Origin of the sequence: Burkholderia sp. AU45251 (genome assembly GCF_030482905.1) — a bacterium.
GTDB lineage: Bacteria > Pseudomonadota > Gammaproteobacteria > Burkholderiales > Burkholderiaceae > Burkholderia > Burkholderia aenigmatica.
Map to the genome: position 1 here is coordinate 377,404 of NZ_JAUJQH010000004.1, position 16,649 is coordinate 394,052.

16 protein-coding genes and 1 rRNA gene are annotated in these 16,649 nt (G+C 65.0%); 8 read left to right on the forward strand and 9 right to left on the reverse strand.

The window, feature by feature from the left end; genetic code table 11:
- Window positions 1-68: 68 nt before the first annotated feature.
- A complete protein-coding gene (locus tag QZM67_RS13300) occupies window positions 69-1,349 on the reverse strand; it encodes a Zn-dependent hydrolase (RefSeq protein WP_301803722.1) in 1,281 nt (426 codons plus the stop codon).
- Between the two features lie 356 nt (window positions 1,350-1,705).
- Here QZM67_RS13300 and QZM67_RS13305 point away from each other — a divergent pair, with 356 nt between their 5' ends.
- Window positions 1,706-2,398: a TetR/AcrR family transcriptional regulator gene (locus tag QZM67_RS13305; RefSeq protein WP_301803724.1), complete on the forward strand. Its 693-nt coding sequence runs from the start codon at window positions 1,706-1,708 to the stop codon at window positions 2,396-2,398.
- 101 nt (window positions 2,399-2,499) lie between these two features.
- Here the strand turns inward: QZM67_RS13305 and QZM67_RS13310 are convergent, their stop codons facing one another.
- From QZM67_RS13310 to QZM67_RS13320, 3 genes are read right to left on the reverse strand one after another with little or no spacing between them, the layout of a single operon-like run.
- A complete protein-coding gene (locus QZM67_RS13310) occupies window positions 2,500-3,690 on the reverse strand; it encodes an acetyl-CoA C-acetyltransferase (RefSeq protein ID WP_301803727.1) in 1,191 nt (396 codons plus the stop codon).
- Between the two features lie 18 nt (window positions 3,691-3,708).
- Window positions 3,709-4,476, reverse strand: coding sequence for a 3-hydroxyacyl-CoA dehydrogenase (locus QZM67_RS13315; protein WP_175025397.1), 768 nt, complete (start codon window positions 4,474-4,476; stop codon window positions 3,709-3,711).
- 22 nt (window positions 4,477-4,498) lie between these two features.
- Window positions 4,499-6,157 (reverse strand): acyl-CoA synthetase, encoded by a 1,659-nt coding sequence (locus QZM67_RS13320; RefSeq protein ID WP_301803731.1) that lies wholly within the window; start codon window positions 6,155-6,157, stop codon window positions 4,499-4,501.
- A gap of 144 nt (window positions 6,158-6,301) precedes the next feature.
- Between QZM67_RS13320 and QZM67_RS13325 the strand changes: the two genes are divergently transcribed.
- On the forward strand, window positions 6,302-7,321 hold the full coding sequence (locus QZM67_RS13325; protein WP_301803733.1) for an AraC family transcriptional regulator: 1,020 nt from the start codon (window positions 6,302-6,304) through the stop codon (window positions 7,319-7,321).
- Window positions 7,322-7,461: 140 nt separating this feature from the next.
- A complete protein-coding gene (locus tag QZM67_RS13330) occupies window positions 7,462-8,715 on the forward strand; it encodes an SMI1/KNR4 family protein (protein ID WP_301803736.1) in 1,254 nt (417 codons plus the stop codon).
- Window positions 8,716-8,727: 12 nt separating this feature from the next.
- On the opposite strand, the gene QZM67_RS13335 is transcribed toward QZM67_RS13330, so the two are convergent.
- From QZM67_RS13335 to QZM67_RS13350, 4 genes are all read right to left on the reverse strand, one after another.
- Window positions 8,728-10,137: a cytosine permease gene (locus tag QZM67_RS13335; protein ID WP_301803738.1), complete on the reverse strand. Its 1,410-nt coding sequence runs from the start codon at window positions 10,135-10,137 to the stop codon at window positions 8,728-8,730.
- A gap of 304 nt (window positions 10,138-10,441) precedes the next feature.
- The gene (locus tag QZM67_RS13340) at window positions 10,442-11,833 is read right to left on the reverse strand and encodes an aspartate aminotransferase family protein (RefSeq protein WP_043185465.1); all 1,392 of its coding nucleotides are present in this window, start codon (window positions 11,831-11,833) and stop codon (window positions 10,442-10,444) included.
- 81 nt (window positions 11,834-11,914) lie between these two features.
- Window positions 11,915-13,420, reverse strand: coding sequence for an aldehyde dehydrogenase (locus QZM67_RS13345; RefSeq protein ID WP_301803742.1), 1,506 nt, complete (start codon window positions 13,418-13,420; stop codon window positions 11,915-11,917).
- Complete coding sequence (locus tag QZM67_RS13350) at window positions 13,417-13,794, reverse strand: hypothetical protein (RefSeq protein WP_301803747.1); 378 nt, start codon at window positions 13,792-13,794, stop codon at window positions 13,417-13,419. The genes QZM67_RS13345 and QZM67_RS13350 overlap by 4 nt, the downstream gene beginning before the upstream one ends.
- A gap of 10 nt (window positions 13,795-13,804) precedes the next feature.
- On the opposite strand from QZM67_RS13350, the gene QZM67_RS13355 reads away from it, so the two are divergent.
- The 5 genes from QZM67_RS13355 to QZM67_RS13375 all read left to right on the forward strand — a co-directional run bounded on the left by QZM67_RS13355 (window position 13,805) and on the right by QZM67_RS13375 (window position 16,435).
- On the forward strand, window positions 13,805-14,404 hold the full coding sequence (locus QZM67_RS13355; protein ID WP_301803749.1) for a hypothetical protein: 600 nt from the start codon (window positions 13,805-13,807) through the stop codon (window positions 14,402-14,404).
- 89 nt (window positions 14,405-14,493) lie between these two features.
- The gene (locus tag QZM67_RS13360; RefSeq protein WP_301803807.1) at window positions 14,494-14,865 is read left to right on the forward strand and encodes a nuclear transport factor 2 family protein; all 372 of its coding nucleotides are present in this window, start codon (window positions 14,494-14,496) and stop codon (window positions 14,863-14,865) included.
- Between the two features lie 107 nt (window positions 14,866-14,972).
- Window positions 14,973-15,437, forward strand: a complete 465-nt coding sequence (locus QZM67_RS13365; RefSeq protein ID WP_043185451.1) for a GNAT family N-acetyltransferase — start codon at window positions 14,973-14,975, stop codon at window positions 15,435-15,437.
- 73 nt (window positions 15,438-15,510) lie between these two features.
- Window positions 15,511-15,957 (forward strand): DUF6714 family protein, encoded by a 447-nt coding sequence (locus QZM67_RS13370; RefSeq protein ID WP_301803751.1) that lies wholly within the window; start codon window positions 15,511-15,513, stop codon window positions 15,955-15,957.
- A gap of 76 nt (window positions 15,958-16,033) precedes the next feature.
- Window positions 16,034-16,435, forward strand: a complete 402-nt coding sequence (locus QZM67_RS13375; protein ID WP_175025388.1) for an ankyrin repeat domain-containing protein — start codon at window positions 16,034-16,036, stop codon at window positions 16,433-16,435.
- A gap of 98 nt (window positions 16,436-16,533) precedes the next feature.
- Here the strand turns inward: QZM67_RS13375 and rrf are convergent.
- A 5S ribosomal RNA gene (gene rrf / locus QZM67_RS13380) occupies window positions 16,534-16,646 on the reverse strand.
- Window positions 16,647-16,649: the final 3 nt, after the last annotated feature.

Genomic DNA, 16,649 nt, shown 5'->3' on the forward strand with positions numbered 1-16,649 from the left:
AAGCCGTCCCCGCCGGCTGTATATGCACAGTCGGGGCGGTCGTTCTTAGGAATGCTACGGTCTCTGCGTCATGAAGCCGGCTCGCACGCGCGCGACAGCATCGCGTGCAGCAGCACGTTCGCGCCGGCCTCGATCCATGCGGGCGTCGCGTCCTCGATCTCGTTATGGCTGATGCCGTCGACACACGGCACGAACACCATCGACGTCGGCGCGACCTGCGCGAGATAGCACGCATCGTGGCCAGCACCCGACACGATATCGCGATGCGAGAAGCCGAAGCGGTCGGCCGCGCCGCGCACCGCTTCCACGCAAGCAGGATCGAACGCGACAGGCTTGTAATAGAAAATCTGCTCGAGATCGGTCTCGAGCCCGATCTCGCCCGCGATGCGCGCCACACCATCCCGCAACGCAGCATCCATCTTCGCGAGCACGGCGTCGTCCGGATGACGGAAATCGACGGTGAAGAACACACGGCCCGGAATTACGTTGCGCGAGTTCGGGTGTACCTGCATCATGCCGACCGTCGCGCAGCCGAATGGCGCATGATCGAGGCCGATCCGGTTGACGAGATCGACCACGCGCGACGCACCGAGCAGCGCGTCGCGCCGGCGCGGCATCGGCGTCGGCCCCGCGTGCGCTTCCTGGCCGGTGAACGTAATCTCGTACCAGCGCTGCCCCTGCGCATCGGTCACCACACCGATCGTCTTGCACTCCGCTTCGAGAATCGGCCCCTGCTCGATATGCAGTTCGAATGCCGCATGCAGCTTGCGCCCGCCGCATGGCACGTCACCCGCGTAGCCGATCCGCGCCAGCTCCTCGCCGATCGTCTTGCCGTCCACATCCTTGCGCGACAGTCCGTATTCGAGCGAAAACACGCCCGCGAATACGCCGGATGCGACCATCGCGGGCGCGAAGCGCGAGCCTTCTTCATTGGTCCAGATCACGACCTCGACCGGATGCTCGGTCTCGATGCCGTGATCGTTGAGACTGCGGATCACCTCGAGGCCGCCGAGTACGCCGTAGATACCGTCGAAGCGGCCGCCCGTCGGCTGCGAATCCGCGTGCGAGCCCGTGACGACCGGCGCCGCATCGGCCACGCGACCCGCGCGGCGCATGAACACGTTGCCCATCGTATCGACCGTCACCGCGCAGCCGGCGGCCTTCGCCCAGCCGACGATCAGGTCGCGGCCGGCCTTGTCGAGATCGGTCAGCGCGAGGCGGCACACGCCGCCCTTCGGCGTGGCGCCGATCTTCGCGACTTCCATCAGGCTGTCCCACAACCGCTTGCCGTCGACCTTGATCGACGTGTCGAAAGCTGCCCGCTTCACTGTTTCCGATACCGCGTTCATTCGTATCGCTCCTGTGGGGTCGGTGATGTCGTCAGCCCGGTCTGTGCCGGTGCATGTCATGCCTGTTTCGGCGCACACCTGCGCTTGCGTGGTGCATGCCTGCGTCGCTTGCAAAGATCGTCCGACGAATCGGACCGAACGGTTTCCGCCGTTCATCGAATCCTGTCCGATTGGACAGGTTTTAGACGATCAAAATGACCAAATCAATGACTTTCTTGCGTGAATGAATGGAGCGAGAACCGTGCCATCGCAATGCAGCATGGCGATGAATGCGCGATGTCCGCACACGTGCGCTCGATGCGGATCAGCGGCTAGAATGAAGCCCAACGCGGCACGCCCGCCGCGCGAGGGCAACGATGAGACATGACGAGGCGGCAACCGAAGCCACCGACAGCGACGAAACGCCCGCGCCTTTGCGGCGACGCAAGGCGCACATCCGCGAGTCCAACGAAGCGCATCTGCTCGCCTGTGCGGAGGCCGTGTTCGCGGAACGCGGGCTCGACGGCGCGAGCACCGCGATGATCGCGGAGCGCGCCGGCCTGCCGAAAGCGAACCTGCATTACTACTTCCCGACGAAGCTCGCGTTGTACCGCCGCGTGCTCGACGACCTGTTCGAGGACTGGCATCGCGCGGCCGGCACATTCGAGGCCGACGACGATCCCGTCGAAGCGATCGGCGCCTACGTGCGCGCGAAGATGGCGCTGTCGCGGCGGCGGCCGCTCGGCTCGAAGGTCTGGGCCAACGAGATCATCCACGGTGCGGAGCACATGCAGGACATCCTGTCGGAACGCGTGAAGCCGTGGTTCGATACGCGCGTGAAGGTCATCGATGGCTGGATCGCGCGCGGGCTGCTCGCGCCGATCGACGCGCATGCGCTGATGTACCTGATCTGGGCCACCACGCAGCACTATGCGGATTTCGATGCGCAGATCCGCGCGCTGAGCGGCAAGCGGACGTTCACGCAGAAAGCGTTCGACGAGAAGACCGAAAAGGTCGTGCAGCTTGTGATTCGCGCGTGCGGGGCGGTGTCGCCGCGCGCGAAGACATAGCGCGACAACGCGATCTGCCAAAAGAAAAACGGGTATCGCGCGGAAGATTCCCGCGCGATACCCGTCGCCCGCGTTGCAGCGTGCGTACTATGCGTCGTGCGTCAGGCGACGCGCTCGATCGCAATCGCCGTCGCCTCGCCGCCGCCGATACACAGCGACGCCACCCCGCGCTTGAGGCCGTAGTTTTCCAGCGCGGCCAGCAGCGTCACCATCACGCGCGCGCCCGATGCGCCGATCGGATGGCCGAGCGCGCACGCGCCGCCGTGCACGTTGACCTTGTCGTGCGGCAAGTCGAGATCGCGCATCGCGGCCATCGCGACCACCGCGAATGCCTCGTTGATCTCGAACAGATCGACATCGCGCAGATTCCAGCCGGTCTTCTCCGACAGCTTGCGAATCGCGCCGATCGGCGCCGTCGCGAACAGGCCCGGCTTGTTCGCGTACGTCGAATGCCCGACGATCACGGCCTTCGGTGCGAGGCCGAGCCGATCGGCTTCCGAGCGACGCATCATCACCAGCGCCGCCGCGCCGTCGGAAATCGACGACGAGTTGGCGGCCGTCACCGTGCCGCCTTCGCGGAACGCCGGCTTGAGCGTCGGAATCTTGTCGAGCTTCGCCTTGCCCGGCTGCTCGTCGATCGACACGACCGCTTCGGCCTTGCCGGCCTTCACGGTCACCGGCGCGATCTCCGACACGAAGCGCCCTTCCGCGATCGCACGTTGCGCGCGCATCAGCGATTCGATCGCGAACGCATCTTGCGCTTCACGCGTGAACTGATAGGACTGCGCGCAATCCTCCGCGAACGTGCCCATCAACCGGCCCTTGTCGTACGCGTCTTCCAGTCCGTCGAGGAACATGTGGTCGAGCACCTGCCCGTGACCCATGCGCATCCCCGCGCGCGCCTTCGGCAGCAGGTACGGCGCATTCGTCATGCTCTCCATCCCGCCCGCGACGGCCACATCCGCCGAACCCGCCAGCAGCAGGTCATGCACGAACATCGCGGCCTTCATCCCCGAGCCGCACATCTTGTTGACCGTGGTCGCGCCCGCCGCGAGCGGCAGCCCGGCCTTCAGCGCGGCCTGCCGCGCCGGCGCCTGGCCCTGGCCCGCCGGCAGCACGCAGCCGAACACGATTTCATCGATACGCTCGGCCGGCACGTTCGCGCGCTCCAGCGCCGCGCGAATCGCTACCGCGCCAAGGTCGCTCGCGCTGGCTGCCGCGAGGTCGCCCTGAAAACCACCCATCGGCGTACGCGCCGTACCAACGATTACGATCGGATCCTGAGTCGTCATGATTCGCTTCCTCCAGTGTCAGCGCGGTGCCATGCGCAACGCGCCATCGAGACGGATGACTTCGCCGTTCAGCATCGTGTTCTCGGCGATGTGGCGCACCAGCGCCGCAAATTCTTCCGGGCGGCCCAGCCGCGGCGGGAACGGCACGCTCTTGCCGAGCGCGTCCTGCACGTCCTGCGGCATGCCGGCCATCATCGGCGTCGCGAAGATGCCCGGCGCGACCGTCACCACGCGAATGCCGAACCGCGCGAGTTCGCGCGCGATCGGCAGCGTCATGCCCACCACGCCGCTCTTCGACGCCGCATACGCGGCCTGCCCGATCTGCCCGTCGAACGCCGCAACCGACGCGGTGTTGACGATCACGCCGCGCTCGCCTTCCGCATTGGCGTCCTGCTTCGACATCGCTTCGGCGGCCAGCCGGATCATGTTGAACGTGCCGACCAGATTGATCGACACCGCCCGCGCAAAGCGGTCGAGCGAGTGCGGGCCATCGCGGCCGACCACCTTCTCGCCCGGCGCGACGCCCGCGCAGTTGACGAGCGCGTCGATGCGGCCGAACGCGTCACGCGCGGCGGCGACGGCCGCCTGGCCGTCGGCTTCGCTCGTCACATCGGTCTTCACGAAGCGCGCGGCCGCGCCGAGCTCATGCGCGAGGCCCGCGCCGGCCTCTTCGTTGACGTCCAGCAGCACGGCCTTGCCGCCATCCGCGACGACCATGCGCGCCACCGCGGCGCCGAGGCCCGAACCGGCGCCCGTGATCAGAAAAACGTGATCCTTGATATCCATTCGCAGTCCGTACAGGTTATGTTCAGGGTTGAGCGGCCTTCTCGGCTTCCATCTTGCGCAACACGAAGCGCTGGATCTTGCCGCTCGGGGTTTTCGGCAGCGCGTCGACGAAGTCGATCGCGCGCGGATAGGCGTGAGCGGACAGCCGCCGCTTCACGTGCAGGCTCAGTTCCTCGGCCAGCGCCGGCGTGCCGTCGAAGTCTTTCGACAGCACGACGAACGCCTTGACGATCTCCGTGCGCTCCGCATCGGGCACGCCGATGACGGCGGCCTCGCTCACCGCAGGATGCTCGATCAGCGCGCTTTCCACATCGAACGGGCCGATCCGGTAGCCGGACGACGTGATCACGTCGTCCGCGCGGCCGATGAAGCTCACGGTGCCGTCCGGCTCCAGCTCGACGTTGTCGCCGGTCCGGTAATAGCCGCCCGCGATCGCCGGCGTGTCCTGTTGCCAGTAGCCGTGGAACCACAGCAGCGGCGAGCGAGCGATGTCGATCGCGAGGTTGCCGGGCTCGCCGGGGCCGAGCTCGCGGCTCGCTTCATCGAGCACCGCGACACGGTAGCCCGGCATCGCGAAGCCGGCCGAACCGGCGTGGACGGCATGCGCGAGGCCGTGGTGATTGTTCACAACCATCCCGAGTTCGGTCTGGCCGTAGTGATCGTAGATCGGCGCGCCAAGCGCCGCGTCGAACCAGCGCACGACTTCCGGATTCAGCGGTTCGCCCGCGCTGCTGACCACGCGCAGCTTGCCCTTCAGCCGCGCCGCCGCTTCCGTCCCGGCCGCCATCAGCATCCGGTAGGCAGTCGGCGAGCCGGCGAGGCTCGTGATCCCGAGCCGTTCGATCACGTCGTACGTGCTGTCGACCGTGAAACTGCCCTCGTAGAGCGTGGTCGCGTGGCCCAGCAGCAGCGGGCCCGTGATCGCGTAATAGAGGCCGTACGCCCAGCCCGGATCGGCGATGTTCCAGAACCGGTCGCCGGCACGCAGGTCGACCGCTTCGCGCATGTACGCGCCGAACGCGAGCAGCGGCACCGGCACGCCCTTCGGCAAACCCGTCGTGCCCGACGTCGACATCATCATGAACAGGTCCGTCCCCTTGCGCAGCACCGGTTCGAACGCGTCGGACTGCACCTCGAGCACCGCACGGAAATCGATGTCGCGCACCGGCAGCGTCTCGCCGGGCTCGCGCACCGTCGCGACGAGCGGGCAATCGGCGATCTCGTCGAGCTTCGCGCGATTCGCGACGTTGGTCACGACCAGGCGCGCGTCGCTCATGCGCAGCCGGTGCTCGATCGCTTTCGGGCCGAACGCGGTGAACAGCGGCTGGTAGACGGCGCCCGCGCGCCACGTGCCGAGGATCGTCGCGACGAGCTCGGGCGTGCGCGGCAACAGGCCCGCCACCACGTCGCCCGGCTTCACGCCCTGCGCGACCAGCAGGTTCGCGACGCGTGCCGACAGCGCCCTCATCTGCGCAAACGTGTAGCGGTGATGCTGCCCACCCGCGTCGATCCAGTCGAGCGCGATCGCGTCCGCGGATGCGTGCCGGTCGCAGCATTCCACGCACGCGTTCAGGCCGCGCTCCAGGTCGCCGTGCAGTTGCTTCGCGGCGGTCTCGATACTGAACCGGGCCACGGCGTCGGCGTAGGCCGGCACCGCCCGGGCGGTAGCTCCATCAGGCATGCGTGTCTCCTGTGCGTTATGGCCGCCGGCGAGCCAGGAGCGCGCCGGGGATAGTTCGATAGTAGACAGCCCGTACATTGCAATCAATGACAAACAGAATCTAGAATCGTGATCGCTTTTGCCATGTCGGGAGGATGCAGGAAAATGGGGCCGCAGATGATTTCGCCGGATTTCGTCGACGACGCGCTCGCGTGCCTGCGCCGGCAAGGCCTTCCGACGGAGCCCGTGCTGCGCGCCGCCGGCCTGCCGGCCGCCGTGCGCGAGCCCGTCACACCGCAGCAGTACGGTCGGCTGTGGCTCGCGATCGCCGGTGCGCTCGACGACGAGTTCTTCGGCCTCGCCGCGCGCCCGATGCGGCGCGGCAGCTTCACGCTGCTGTGCCACGCGGTGCTGCACGCGGGCACGCTCGACAAGGCGCTGCGGCGGGCGCTGAAATTCCTGCGCGTGGTGCTGGACGAGCCGCACGGCGAGCTCGTCGTGGCCGACGGGCAGGCGCAGATCGTGCTGACGCAGACGGGCGCCCCCTACCCGGCGTTCGCGTACCGGACGTTCTGGTTGATCCTGCTCGGTGTCGCATGCTGGCTGATCGGCCGGCGCATCCCGCTGCAACGCATCGACTTCGCGTGCCCGAGCCCCGACCAGCGCAGCGACTATCACCAGTTCTTCGGCGTACCCGTGCATTTCGACCGCCCCGACAGCCGGCTCGCGTTCAATGCCGCGTACCTCGCGCTGCCGACGATCCGCTCCGAGCAGGCGCTGAAGACCTTCCTGCGCGGCGCACCCGGCAACCTGCTCGTCCGCTACCGGCACGATACGGGCTGGGTCGCGAAGACGCGCGCGCAGCTGAAAACGCTACCGGCCGCCGAGTGGCCCGACTTCGATACGCTGGCCGTGCGCCTCGGCACGACGCCCGCGACGCTGCGGCGGCGTCTGCGCAGCGAAGGTCAAAGTTTCGCGGCCATCAAGGACGAGTTGCGCGGCGCGCTGGCGCAGTCGCTGCTGCGCGGGCACGCGCTCAGCGTTGCGGAGATCGCAACCGAGCTCGGCTTCACCGAGCCGAGCGCGTTTCATCGCGCGTTCCGGAAATGGACGGGCACGAGCCCCGGCGCGTTCCGGCGGGACGTGCATGCGGCGGAGGGGGAGCCCGGGCTGGCAAGTGGATGATGCGGCAGGCGGTCGCCAACAGGCGCGCACCGCCGACACGGAAACGCTCACGCGACGCTGATACGATGCGACCTACCGCTGCCGTTCGTTATTCATGAACGACGGCAAACACCCAATCCATCACCAACACTCCCGCTCCGATGCAAGCAACCGTCTTTTCCGATGCTGAACTGGCCGACCTGCGCGCGCACGGCATCGTGCTGTTTGCCGGCCGCGTGATCTACGACGCGCAGCCGCCGATGCCAGCCGACCAGATCTCGGCCGTCCAGGTCTGCTGTCACGGCGACATTCCGCCTGCGCTGCTCGAGCTGTGGCGCATGACGGCCGGTGGCAGTCTCGACTACGACCTGACGCTCGAGATGAACGGTCACGTCGAAGCGATCGGCTGGAGCGAGCTGTTCTACAACGACAGCGACGGTTACCGCGACCTGCGGGGCTGGATCGACCACGAACTCGAACTGGCCGAGGAATCCGCCGAAGCGAACGCGCGGCCGTGGAGCGGCAAAATCGATGCGCTGCCGTTCGGCGGATGCGAGTATTGCGATCGGATCTACATCGTGACGGAACCCGATGCCAAGGACCACGGCCACGTGCTCGCGTGGAAACAGGGGCTGCCGCCCGCATGGCGCGGCGCGATGCATGAAGACGGCCTCGCGACGGTCGCGCCCGATCTGCATGCGGCCTTTGGTACGCTGCAACTCAACGCCGATCCGCTGGAACCCGGTAGCGAAGGCGGTACCGGCAGCATGTTGCTCGAATACGTCGATGAACGCCGCACCGATCATGGCCTGTCGGCACCGCTGGCGGACAAGCTGATCGCGTTCTATCGCGAAGCCCTGATCGACTGGCGCACGCCGCTCGCCGACGGCACGCTCGCCGCGCAGCCCGTGCTCGCGCGTCACGCACTGCAACATGCGATCGACCGCGACGACGCGGCACTCACCGCGCAACTCGCGACGATCTTCGCGGATCTCCGCACCGCGCTCGCCGGCAGCTCGATTCCGGCCGACTACGCGCTGCGACGTCAGAAATTTGCAGCGGCGGCCGCGTTGCTCGAATCAGGCGCACCGGTCGAGCCCGATTCGCTGGTGTCCGTATCCGGCGACATACCGCCAGCGCTGACGCGTGCGCTGCTCGACGCTGGCGTGCAGCCGGATGCCGACGCGATGGCGCGCTGTATCGCCGGCGGCGGTGCCGACAGCGCGCGCCTGATCGGTGCGGCACTGTCGGCACGCGGCATCGATGCAGCCGCCGCCTGTCGCGCGGCGAGCGAGGCATTGCTGCTCAAGCTCACGACCGACATCGCCCGGGTCCGTTCCGGCAAGCTCAGCCACTATCTCGGCCTCGACGGACTCGAAGCCCACGTTGAACGCCTGCGGACATTCGTGCTGTAACGTGACACGGACTCAGCGGGACACCCCGTCGACGCTCGCGGCGACACCCTGCATCGGCCGCGAGAACAGCTTGCAACCCACGTAGTAGACGAGCGACGTCAGCGAGAGACCGACGATCCACGACACGTCCGCGCCGCCGAGCCGGCTCGCGAGTTCTCCCGTATAGAGATCGGTCGCCATGAACGGCGCCTGCGCGACGATGCCGATGAAGTACGAGCCGACGGCAATCGTATTGAAGCGTCCGTAGATGCCGCCGTCCTGACGGAAGAACGAATCGACGTCGTACTCGCCGTGACAGACGAGGTAGTAGTCGACGAGGTTGATCGCGGTCCACGGCACCAGCACGTACAGCAGCAGCAGGATGAAGTTCGTGTAGCCGGCGAGGAAGTTGTTCTGCCCGAACAGCGCGATCGCGAGCGCGATGCCGCACAGGACGATCGCGGTGATCGCCCGCGCACGCGCCTTGCCCGACCACGACGGAAAGAGCGTTTGCAGCACGGTAATGGCCGACAGCGCACCGCAATACAGCTCCATCGCGTTGCTGGCCGCAATGCCGAACGACAGCACGACGATCACAAGCACGCTGATCCCTTGCGTGAGGCCCGTGAGGCCGCTCACGACATTGCCGTCCGGTGTCGCGAGACCCACCAGGCAGCCGAGCAGCATCGGGAAGAACGAGCCGAGCACGCAGCCCCAGTAACTCGACCAGAACGCGGTGCGCGGCCCGGTATCGGGCGGCAGGTAGCGCGAATAGTCCGACACGTAAGGCGCATAGGCGATCTGCCACAGCGCGGCGACCGACATCGCGCCCAGAAAACCGGACAGGTTCAGCGAATGCTTCGAGAACGTATCGGCGGGCAGTCCGTGCACGAAAATGATCCACACGAACGCCAGCACGAGTACGCTGCCCGAGCACCAGCTCAGCAGTCGCGCATACGCGTGGATCAGCTTGTAGCCGTAGATCGATCCGAGCAGGCTGATCAGGCCGATCACCACGACGCCCGCATCGAGCGGAATCTCGGCGCTCAGGCTGTGCAGCGCCTGCCCGCCGAACACGCAGTTCGACGCGAAGAAGCCGACATACATCACGACGACCAGCGCGACCACGAGCAGCGCGCCGAACGACCCGAACTGCCCGCGGGTCTGGATCATCTGCGGCACGCCAAGCTGCGGCCCCTGTGCAGAATGCAGCGCCATGAAGACCGCGCCGATCAGGCTGCCGACGAGCGTGGCGAGCGCCGCCCACCAGAACGGCTGCTTGAATACCGTGGTCGCGAGCGATCCGGTGACGATCGTCAGCATCATGATGTTCGACCCGAACCAGATCGTGAACAGGTCCTTCGCGCTGCCGTGCCGCTCGGTCAGCGGAATCGGCTGGATGGTACTTTCCTCGAGATGAGCAACGGACTCGCCCTGACTCATTTCGTCTCCTTGTTTCTGTTGTGATGTTCGCGGGTTCGGGGGGCTGACGGGTGAAGCGGAATGCCTGGTCTGCGCGAAGCGTTCGTCCTGCAATCAACCAGTCTTATTGTTTGCATTCCTGATCAATAGACAGTCGGCAGCACATCGCTTTACCGGACTACCGCCCACCACGACCAATCTTCAACCTGCCGGATTGCCGCTCCGGTGGCTGAACGCAGCCGGCCCGTCGCCGCAGCGAAACCCGTGGTTCGGTGCGCTCCCGCCCGTCTGTCTGTCGCCGGACGGAAGCGCGTCGCTCAACCGGTCAGCAGTCGATCCCGAGCACTTCGCGCGCGGTGGCATCCACGGCCTTGCGCATCGTGCCGACCAGTTCGTCGATTTGCGCGTGATCGATCACCAGCGGCGGCGCAACGATCAGGCGGCCATTGGTCGAACGCACGATCGCGCCGAGTTCGAACCCGACCGTCCGGCTGTGCCAGGTCAGGTCGGCCTCGTTCGCAAAGCGCTCGCGCGTCGCCTTGTTCTTCGCGAACTGGATCGCGCCGACCGCGCCCACGCCCTGGATCTCGCCGACGAGCGGGTGACCGTCGAACGCATCACGCAGCGCCTTCTGCAGGTACGGCCCGGTATCCGTCTTCGTCCGCTCGACGAGGCCTTCGCGCTCGAGCACGTCAAGGTTGGCCAGCGCGACGGCAGCTGCGACCGGGTGCCCCGAATAGGTCAGCCCGTGCGCATAGACGCCGCCCTTGTCGACCAGCGCATCGCCGACGCGCCGGCTCATGATCAGGCCGCCCATCGGCACGTAGCCCGAGGTCAGCCCCTTGGCCATGCAGATCAGGTCCGGTTCGAAGCCGAAGTGACGGTGCGCGAACCACTCGCCGGTACGGCCGAAACCGCCGATCACTTCGTCCGCGCAGAGCAGCACGTCGTACTGACGGCAGATGCGCTCGATCTCCTGCCAGTAGCCATCCGGCGGAAAGATCATCCCGCCCGCCCCCTGGAACGGCTCCGCGACGAACGCGGCGACGCGCTCCGCACCGATCTCGAGGATCTTGCGCTCGAGCGACAGCGCCGCCTGCTTGCCGAATGCCTCGGGGCTCAGATCACCGCCATTCGCGTACCAGTACGGTTCGTCCACGTGCGTGATGTTCGGAATCGGCAGGTCGCCCATTTCATGCATGAACGCCATGCCGCCCAGCGACGCGCTGCCCACCGTCGACCCGTGATAGCCATTCACGCGACCGATCAGCACCTTCTTCTCAGGCTTGCCCATCACGTCCCAGAAGCGCCGCACGGTGCGAATCAGCACTTCATTCGATTCGGATCCCGAATTGGTATACACCACGTGACTGAAACGATTGCCGAGCAGCGCGAACAGGCGCTCCGACAGTTCGATCACCGACGGGTGCGTCGTATGAAAGAACATGTTGTAGTAGGACAGTTCCTTCATCTGCCGCGCGGCGGCTTCGACCAGCTCCGGCCGGCCATAGCCGACGTTGGTGCACCACAGCCCCGACATGCCGTCCAGGTAGCGGTTGCCGTCGTTGTCCCATAGATGGACACCTTCGCCGCGCACCATCACGCGTGCGCCTTCCTCGTTCAGCGCCTTCTGGTCGACGAACGCATGCAGGTGATGTGCGGCGTCGCTGCGTTGATAGTCCTGCGTCGTACGATGCGGAAAATGGGGCGCATTCATAGGCGAGTCTCCGGTTAGTTTTGTGAACAAAAAGTGTTGTCGTGTTGTGCGGCGCAACCGCTTACGGCCCGCCGCACCGAATCAGTAACTGATCCAGGTCGTCTTGAGGCCCGTGTACTTGTCGATCGCGTGCAGCGAAAGATCGCGGCCGAAGCCCGACTGGCGGAACCCGCCGAACGGCGTCTGCGCGCTCAGCGCATCGACCGTGTTGACGGACACCGTGCCGGCGCGCAGCCGCCCCGACACACGGTGCGCGCGCGACAGGCTGCCGGTCCAGACCGACGCGGCAAGGCCATAGATCGAATCATTCGCGAGCCGGACTGCCTCGTCCTCGGTATCGAACGCCATCACCGACAGCACCGGCCCGAAGATCTCCTCGCGTGCGATGGCGTCGTCGTGCTTCACGTCGATGAAGATCGTCGGCTCGATGAAGTAGCCCTTGCCGTCGACACGCGGCGCGCCTCCGCCGATCGCGAGCGTCGCGCTATCGCGACCGCGTGCGATCCATTCACGCACGCGCCGATGCTGCTGCTCGTCGACGATGGCGCCCATCCCGCTCGACGGATCGAGCGGATCGCCCGGCATGAACGCGGCAGCATGCGCAATCAGCCGGTCGACGAACGCATCGTGAATCGAACGCTGAACCAGCAGCCGCGAGTTGGCGGAACACACCTCGCCCTGGTTGAAGAAAATGCCGAAGCACGCCTTGCGTGCGGCCAGGTCGAGATCGTCGGTATCGTCGAAGACCAGGTTCGGGCTCTTGCCGCCACATTCGAGCCACACCTGCTTCATGTTCGACTGCGCGGCATACTCGAGAAATTTCTTGCCGACGACCGTCGACCCCGTAAATGCGAGCACGTCCACATCGGGATGCAGCCCGAGCGCGCGCCCCGCGGTCTCGCCATAACCCGGCACGACGTTCAGCACACCCGGCGGCAGGCCGGCCTCGAGTGCCAGCTCCGCGAGACGCAAGGCGGACAGCGGCGATTGTTCCGCCGGCTTCAGCACGACGCTGTTGCCTGCCGCCAGCGCCGGCGCCACCTTCCACGCGACCATGTCGAGCGGAAAATTCCACGGCACCACGGCGCCGACGACACCTAGCGGTTCGCGCGTGACGACCGCGAGGTTGCCGGGGTCGGTCGACGCGACTTCGCCATGCAGCTTGTCGACGGCTTCGCCGTACCAGCTGAACAGACCGCCCGCGGCGGGCACGTCGATGCTGAACGCATCCGCGACGCGCTTGCCCATGTTGAGCGAGTCGAGCAGCGCGAGCTCCGCGCCGTGTGATGCGATGAGTTCACCGAGCCGGCAAAGCACACGCTTGCGTTCTGCCGGCGCACAGCGCGACCACGTGCCGGATTCGAACGCGTAGCGCGCGGCACGCACTGCGTCGTCGACGTCCGCGGCATCGCACGACGCGACTTCTGCGATGACGGCCTCGGTGGCCGGATTGATCGCGGCAAACGTCCGGCCGCTGCGGGCCGGCACGCTGCGGCCGCCGATATGCGCGAGCGTTCTCGGGGCAACTTGCGCCGCAAGACGTCTCCAGTCTGCGTGCTGATGGTTTTCTGCTGAAGTTGGGTTCATTCAAGACTCCATTTTGACGACCAGGCATTTGTGCGTTGTTCTCTGCCTGCATTCGACCCGACGAAAGACGCCAGCGGGCGCGACCGAGGCCCATGACCGCCGAGAATCGCCGCAGTCGTCCGGTTGGCAAACTGTCGGTCATCAAAAAGAGATTTGAAAGAACAGTTTTTCTTCTCATTGAAGAGGTTATTTCTATACATCCGGGTGTCGCGCAGTGGGTTTTCCTGCCACGTCACGATCCCGGTGCCGTTTGTTTGTGTGCGATCGCATCGGCTTTCCGGTGCGGTGCGACGTGACACCCGCTGCGACGCCTGGCCAGCGCGACATTGCGCCCCGGCCCATCCGACCACATACTGGTCGGCCTGCGCGAACAAGGATGCGTCGATGGTGAATGTCGATCAGGGCGCCGCTTCGATCTTTGGCGTGATCGGAATGACCGTGTCCTTGCTGGCGGCGATTCCGTATGCGCTCGCGATCTACCGGCGCAGGGTTCGTCCGCATCTGTTCACATGGCTCGTGTGGTCGGTCGTCACGGCCATCGCGGCTACCGGCCAGTTCGTCGCGGGTGCGGGGCCGTCCGCGTGGTGCACGGCGGCGATCGCCGTCACCTGCTTCCTGACGCTGGTGGCCAGCATCTTTCGAGGCGAACGCGGCTGGACACGACTCGACTGGCTGTTCCTGGGCGCGGCCCTGTCAGCCATTCCACTGTGGATGCTGACCGACGATCCGACGATTTCGATTTGCCTGGTCACGCTGATCGAGCTTGCCGGCCTCGGCCCGACCGTCCGCAAGACGATCCGCGATCCATGGAGCGAGAGCCTCGCGTATTTCGCGCTGTGCGTGCTCAAGTACGCGCTGGCGTTGCTGGCGCTGAGCACGTGGAGTGTCGCGGCCGCGTTCTACCCGGCCGTCAACGTCCTCGCGTCGATCGGCATCTGCGTGGTGATGCTTGTCCGGCGTCAGTCGCTGTCGAACGCGCGCTAGACAATCTCCGTCGGTGCGGTATGTTGCTTGCTGTTGCTCGCCGGTATGAGTGGAACCACAAACCATCAGAGACGATACGAGGCCCTGAAATGGACGCAATCCGTACAGCCATCGAACCCAGCGAAGCCGCGCTTCGTGCCGCGATGCTGGCCAACGATATCGAAGCGCTCGATACGCTGCTGGACGACGATCTGGTGTTCACCGTCCCAACCGGCCAGGTCATTTCGAAAGAAGACGACCTGGCCGCGCATCGCGCGAAGCTGCTGCGTCTCGACAGACTCGATGTGCAGGAAACGCACGCATGCGCGATCGGCGAGATGATCCTGACCACGACGAAGGCAATACTCGCCGGCCATTTCGGTGGCACGGCGTTCGAAGGCGAGTTTGCCTATACTCGGCTGTGGCGCCGATCGCATGCTGGCTGGCGCGTCGTCGCCGGGCACGCATCGCAGGTCAGGTAGCCGCGTCGAGCTCGCCCCCTTCGAGTCGGCAAGTCGCGCCTCCGGAGGGGAGTCGATGCGAGCCGGACGATACCTCGCCGAAGGTGTCGACCATGACAGGAGACGAGATGCACAAACCATTTACCGTCCGCGCTGCCCGTACCACGGACGCGGACGAGCTCACGCGACTGGCTCGCATTTCGAAGGCTCACTGGGGCTATCCGAAGGACTGGCTCGACTTGTGGCAGAGCGACCTCACGATTGCGCCGGAGACGATCGATGGGTCGATCGGTTACGTCGCGGAATCCGGAGAGGCAATCATCGGGTTCTGGGTCAGGGCGTCATCGGAATCGGATCGTCCGACGCCCGGATGGCTGTTCGTTCATCCCGACCACATGGGTCGCGGTGTCGCCCGTGCACTGTGGGAAGAGGTCCGCAGGGAAAGCGCCGCGAGAGGGATCCGAAGCTTTGTGATCGAAGCCGATCCCAATGCGGTTCCGTTCTATCTGGCGCTCGGGGCTGAAAAGATCGGCGAAAAGGAATCGAGCGTCGTCCCGGGCAGGTTCTTTCCGATCTTGCGGATTGCGATCTGATGTCTGACATCGCAGACTCCAGGACGACGTCAACCGTGCATGCAAACGGCCTAGAATGAGTTTGGACTTTTCATTGTTCCCGAACGATCCCTTCCCCAATGGGGAGCCGATCACCAACAGATCGGGAATCGAGTCGTGTGCCGTCGATGACTTCTTTCGAGGAAAGAGGCGCTTCGACAGAACGCTCAAGGAATTGCGAGAAGACTACGCGTGCGATGAATCCGCGTGCCTCGCTTTTATGGAGCCGGGGGCATTTGCGTTCTTTCTTCCGTTGTTCATGAAGATAGCGACCCACGAGTATGACCAGTCTGACAACATCCCAGACTCTCTCGTGTACAAGCTGCACCGAATGGCAACGGGTGAAGCGAACGACTGGCTCGAAGAAATATTGAAGGCATACTCAAAAGATCAACGAGATAGCATCATTGATTTTCTTGACGAGTTGAGTCGAATCGAGTGGCGGTATCAAGATCCTGACTTGGCGGCCGATACTGCCCGTCTATTGCGTGAAATGTTTTGATCAACGCTCTTCGATTCGATTCTCAATCAACTCGAAGTCCCATTCTGGTCGTTGTGAAGAGGATCAAGGTGTCGTGGTGAGCAAAAGAAACGACGGTTCAGAGCTGGCATCCGAGGAGCGTCTGAAAGCAATATTCGAAAAATACGCAACTCACCCCGAATTCCTGGGACTTGCGTTGATCGATCCCAATCAGCGTGGCGCGGTTGGTGACACCGTTTTACATCTCACGGCTCGAACAGGTGCGATTGAAGACATGAAGGTCCTCATCGATGCGGGTGCCGATGTAAACATCGCCGGAGATCTCGGCAATACCCCACTGCATCAAGCCGCCATGATCGATCAATTCGCTTCGGTCGAATTTCTCTTGAAATGTGGGGCCAAGACGCATCTGAAAAATGAATTCGATCAGACGCCGCTCGACGTTGCTGAGCTTAACGAGAATGCCAAAATAATCCGGCTTCTCAAGACTCGTCGCTGAAGACTATTCCTGAATCGGGCCATTCCCAGCCCGCACGCGTTTCCGTCGCGCCAATGCAAAAACCCCCGCCTTTCGGGCGGGGGTTTCTGGCTTAGGGAGCCTGACGATTACCTACTTTCACACGGGAATCCGCACTATCATCGGCGTAGAGTCGTTTCACGGTCCTGTTCGGGATGGGAAGGGGTGGGACCGACTCGCTATGGTCATCAGGCAA

Excerpts from the sequence above, each read along its gene's own strand:
- QZM67_RS13310 (WP_301803727.1), bottom strand. The coding sequence starts at position 3,690 with ATGACGACTCAGGATCCGATCGTAATCGTTGGTACGGCGCGTACGCCG.
- QZM67_RS13300 (WP_301803722.1), bottom strand. The coding sequence starts at position 1,349 with ATGAACGCGGTATCGGAAACAGTGAAGCGGGCAGCTTTCGACACGTCG.
- QZM67_RS13330 (WP_301803736.1), top strand. The coding sequence starts at position 7,462 with ATGCAAGCAACCGTCTTTTCCGATGCTGAACTGGCCGACCTGCGCGCG.
- QZM67_RS13360 (WP_301803807.1), top strand. The coding sequence starts at position 14,494 with ATGGACGCAATCCGTACAGCCATCGAACCCAGCGAAGCCGCGCTTCGT.
- QZM67_RS13355 (WP_301803749.1), top strand. The coding sequence starts at position 13,805 with ATGGTGAATGTCGATCAGGGCGCCGCTTCGATCTTTGGCGTGATCGGA.
- QZM67_RS13305 (WP_301803724.1), top strand. The coding sequence starts at position 1,706 with ATGAGACATGACGAGGCGGCAACCGAAGCCACCGACAGCGACGAAACG.
- QZM67_RS13365 (WP_043185451.1), top strand. The coding sequence starts at position 14,973 with ATGCACAAACCATTTACCGTCCGCGCTGCCCGTACCACGGACGCGGAC.
- QZM67_RS13345 (WP_301803742.1), bottom strand. The coding sequence starts at position 13,420 with ATGAACCCAACTTCAGCAGAAAACCATCAGCACGCAGACTGGAGACGT.
- QZM67_RS13340 (WP_043185465.1), bottom strand. The coding sequence starts at position 11,833 with ATGAATGCGCCCCATTTTCCGCATCGTACGACGCAGGACTATCAACGC.
- QZM67_RS13335 (WP_301803738.1), bottom strand. The coding sequence starts at position 10,137 with ATGAGTCAGGGCGAGTCCGTTGCTCATCTCGAGGAAAGTACCATCCAG.
- QZM67_RS13315 (WP_175025397.1), bottom strand. The coding sequence starts at position 4,476 with ATGGATATCAAGGATCACGTTTTTCTGATCACGGGCGCCGGTTCGGGC.
- QZM67_RS13320 (WP_301803731.1), bottom strand. The coding sequence starts at position 6,157 with ATGCCTGATGGAGCTACCGCCCGGGCGGTGCCGGCCTACGCCGACGCC.
- QZM67_RS13325 (WP_301803733.1), top strand. The coding sequence starts at position 6,302 with ATGGGGCCGCAGATGATTTCGCCGGATTTCGTCGACGACGCGCTCGCG.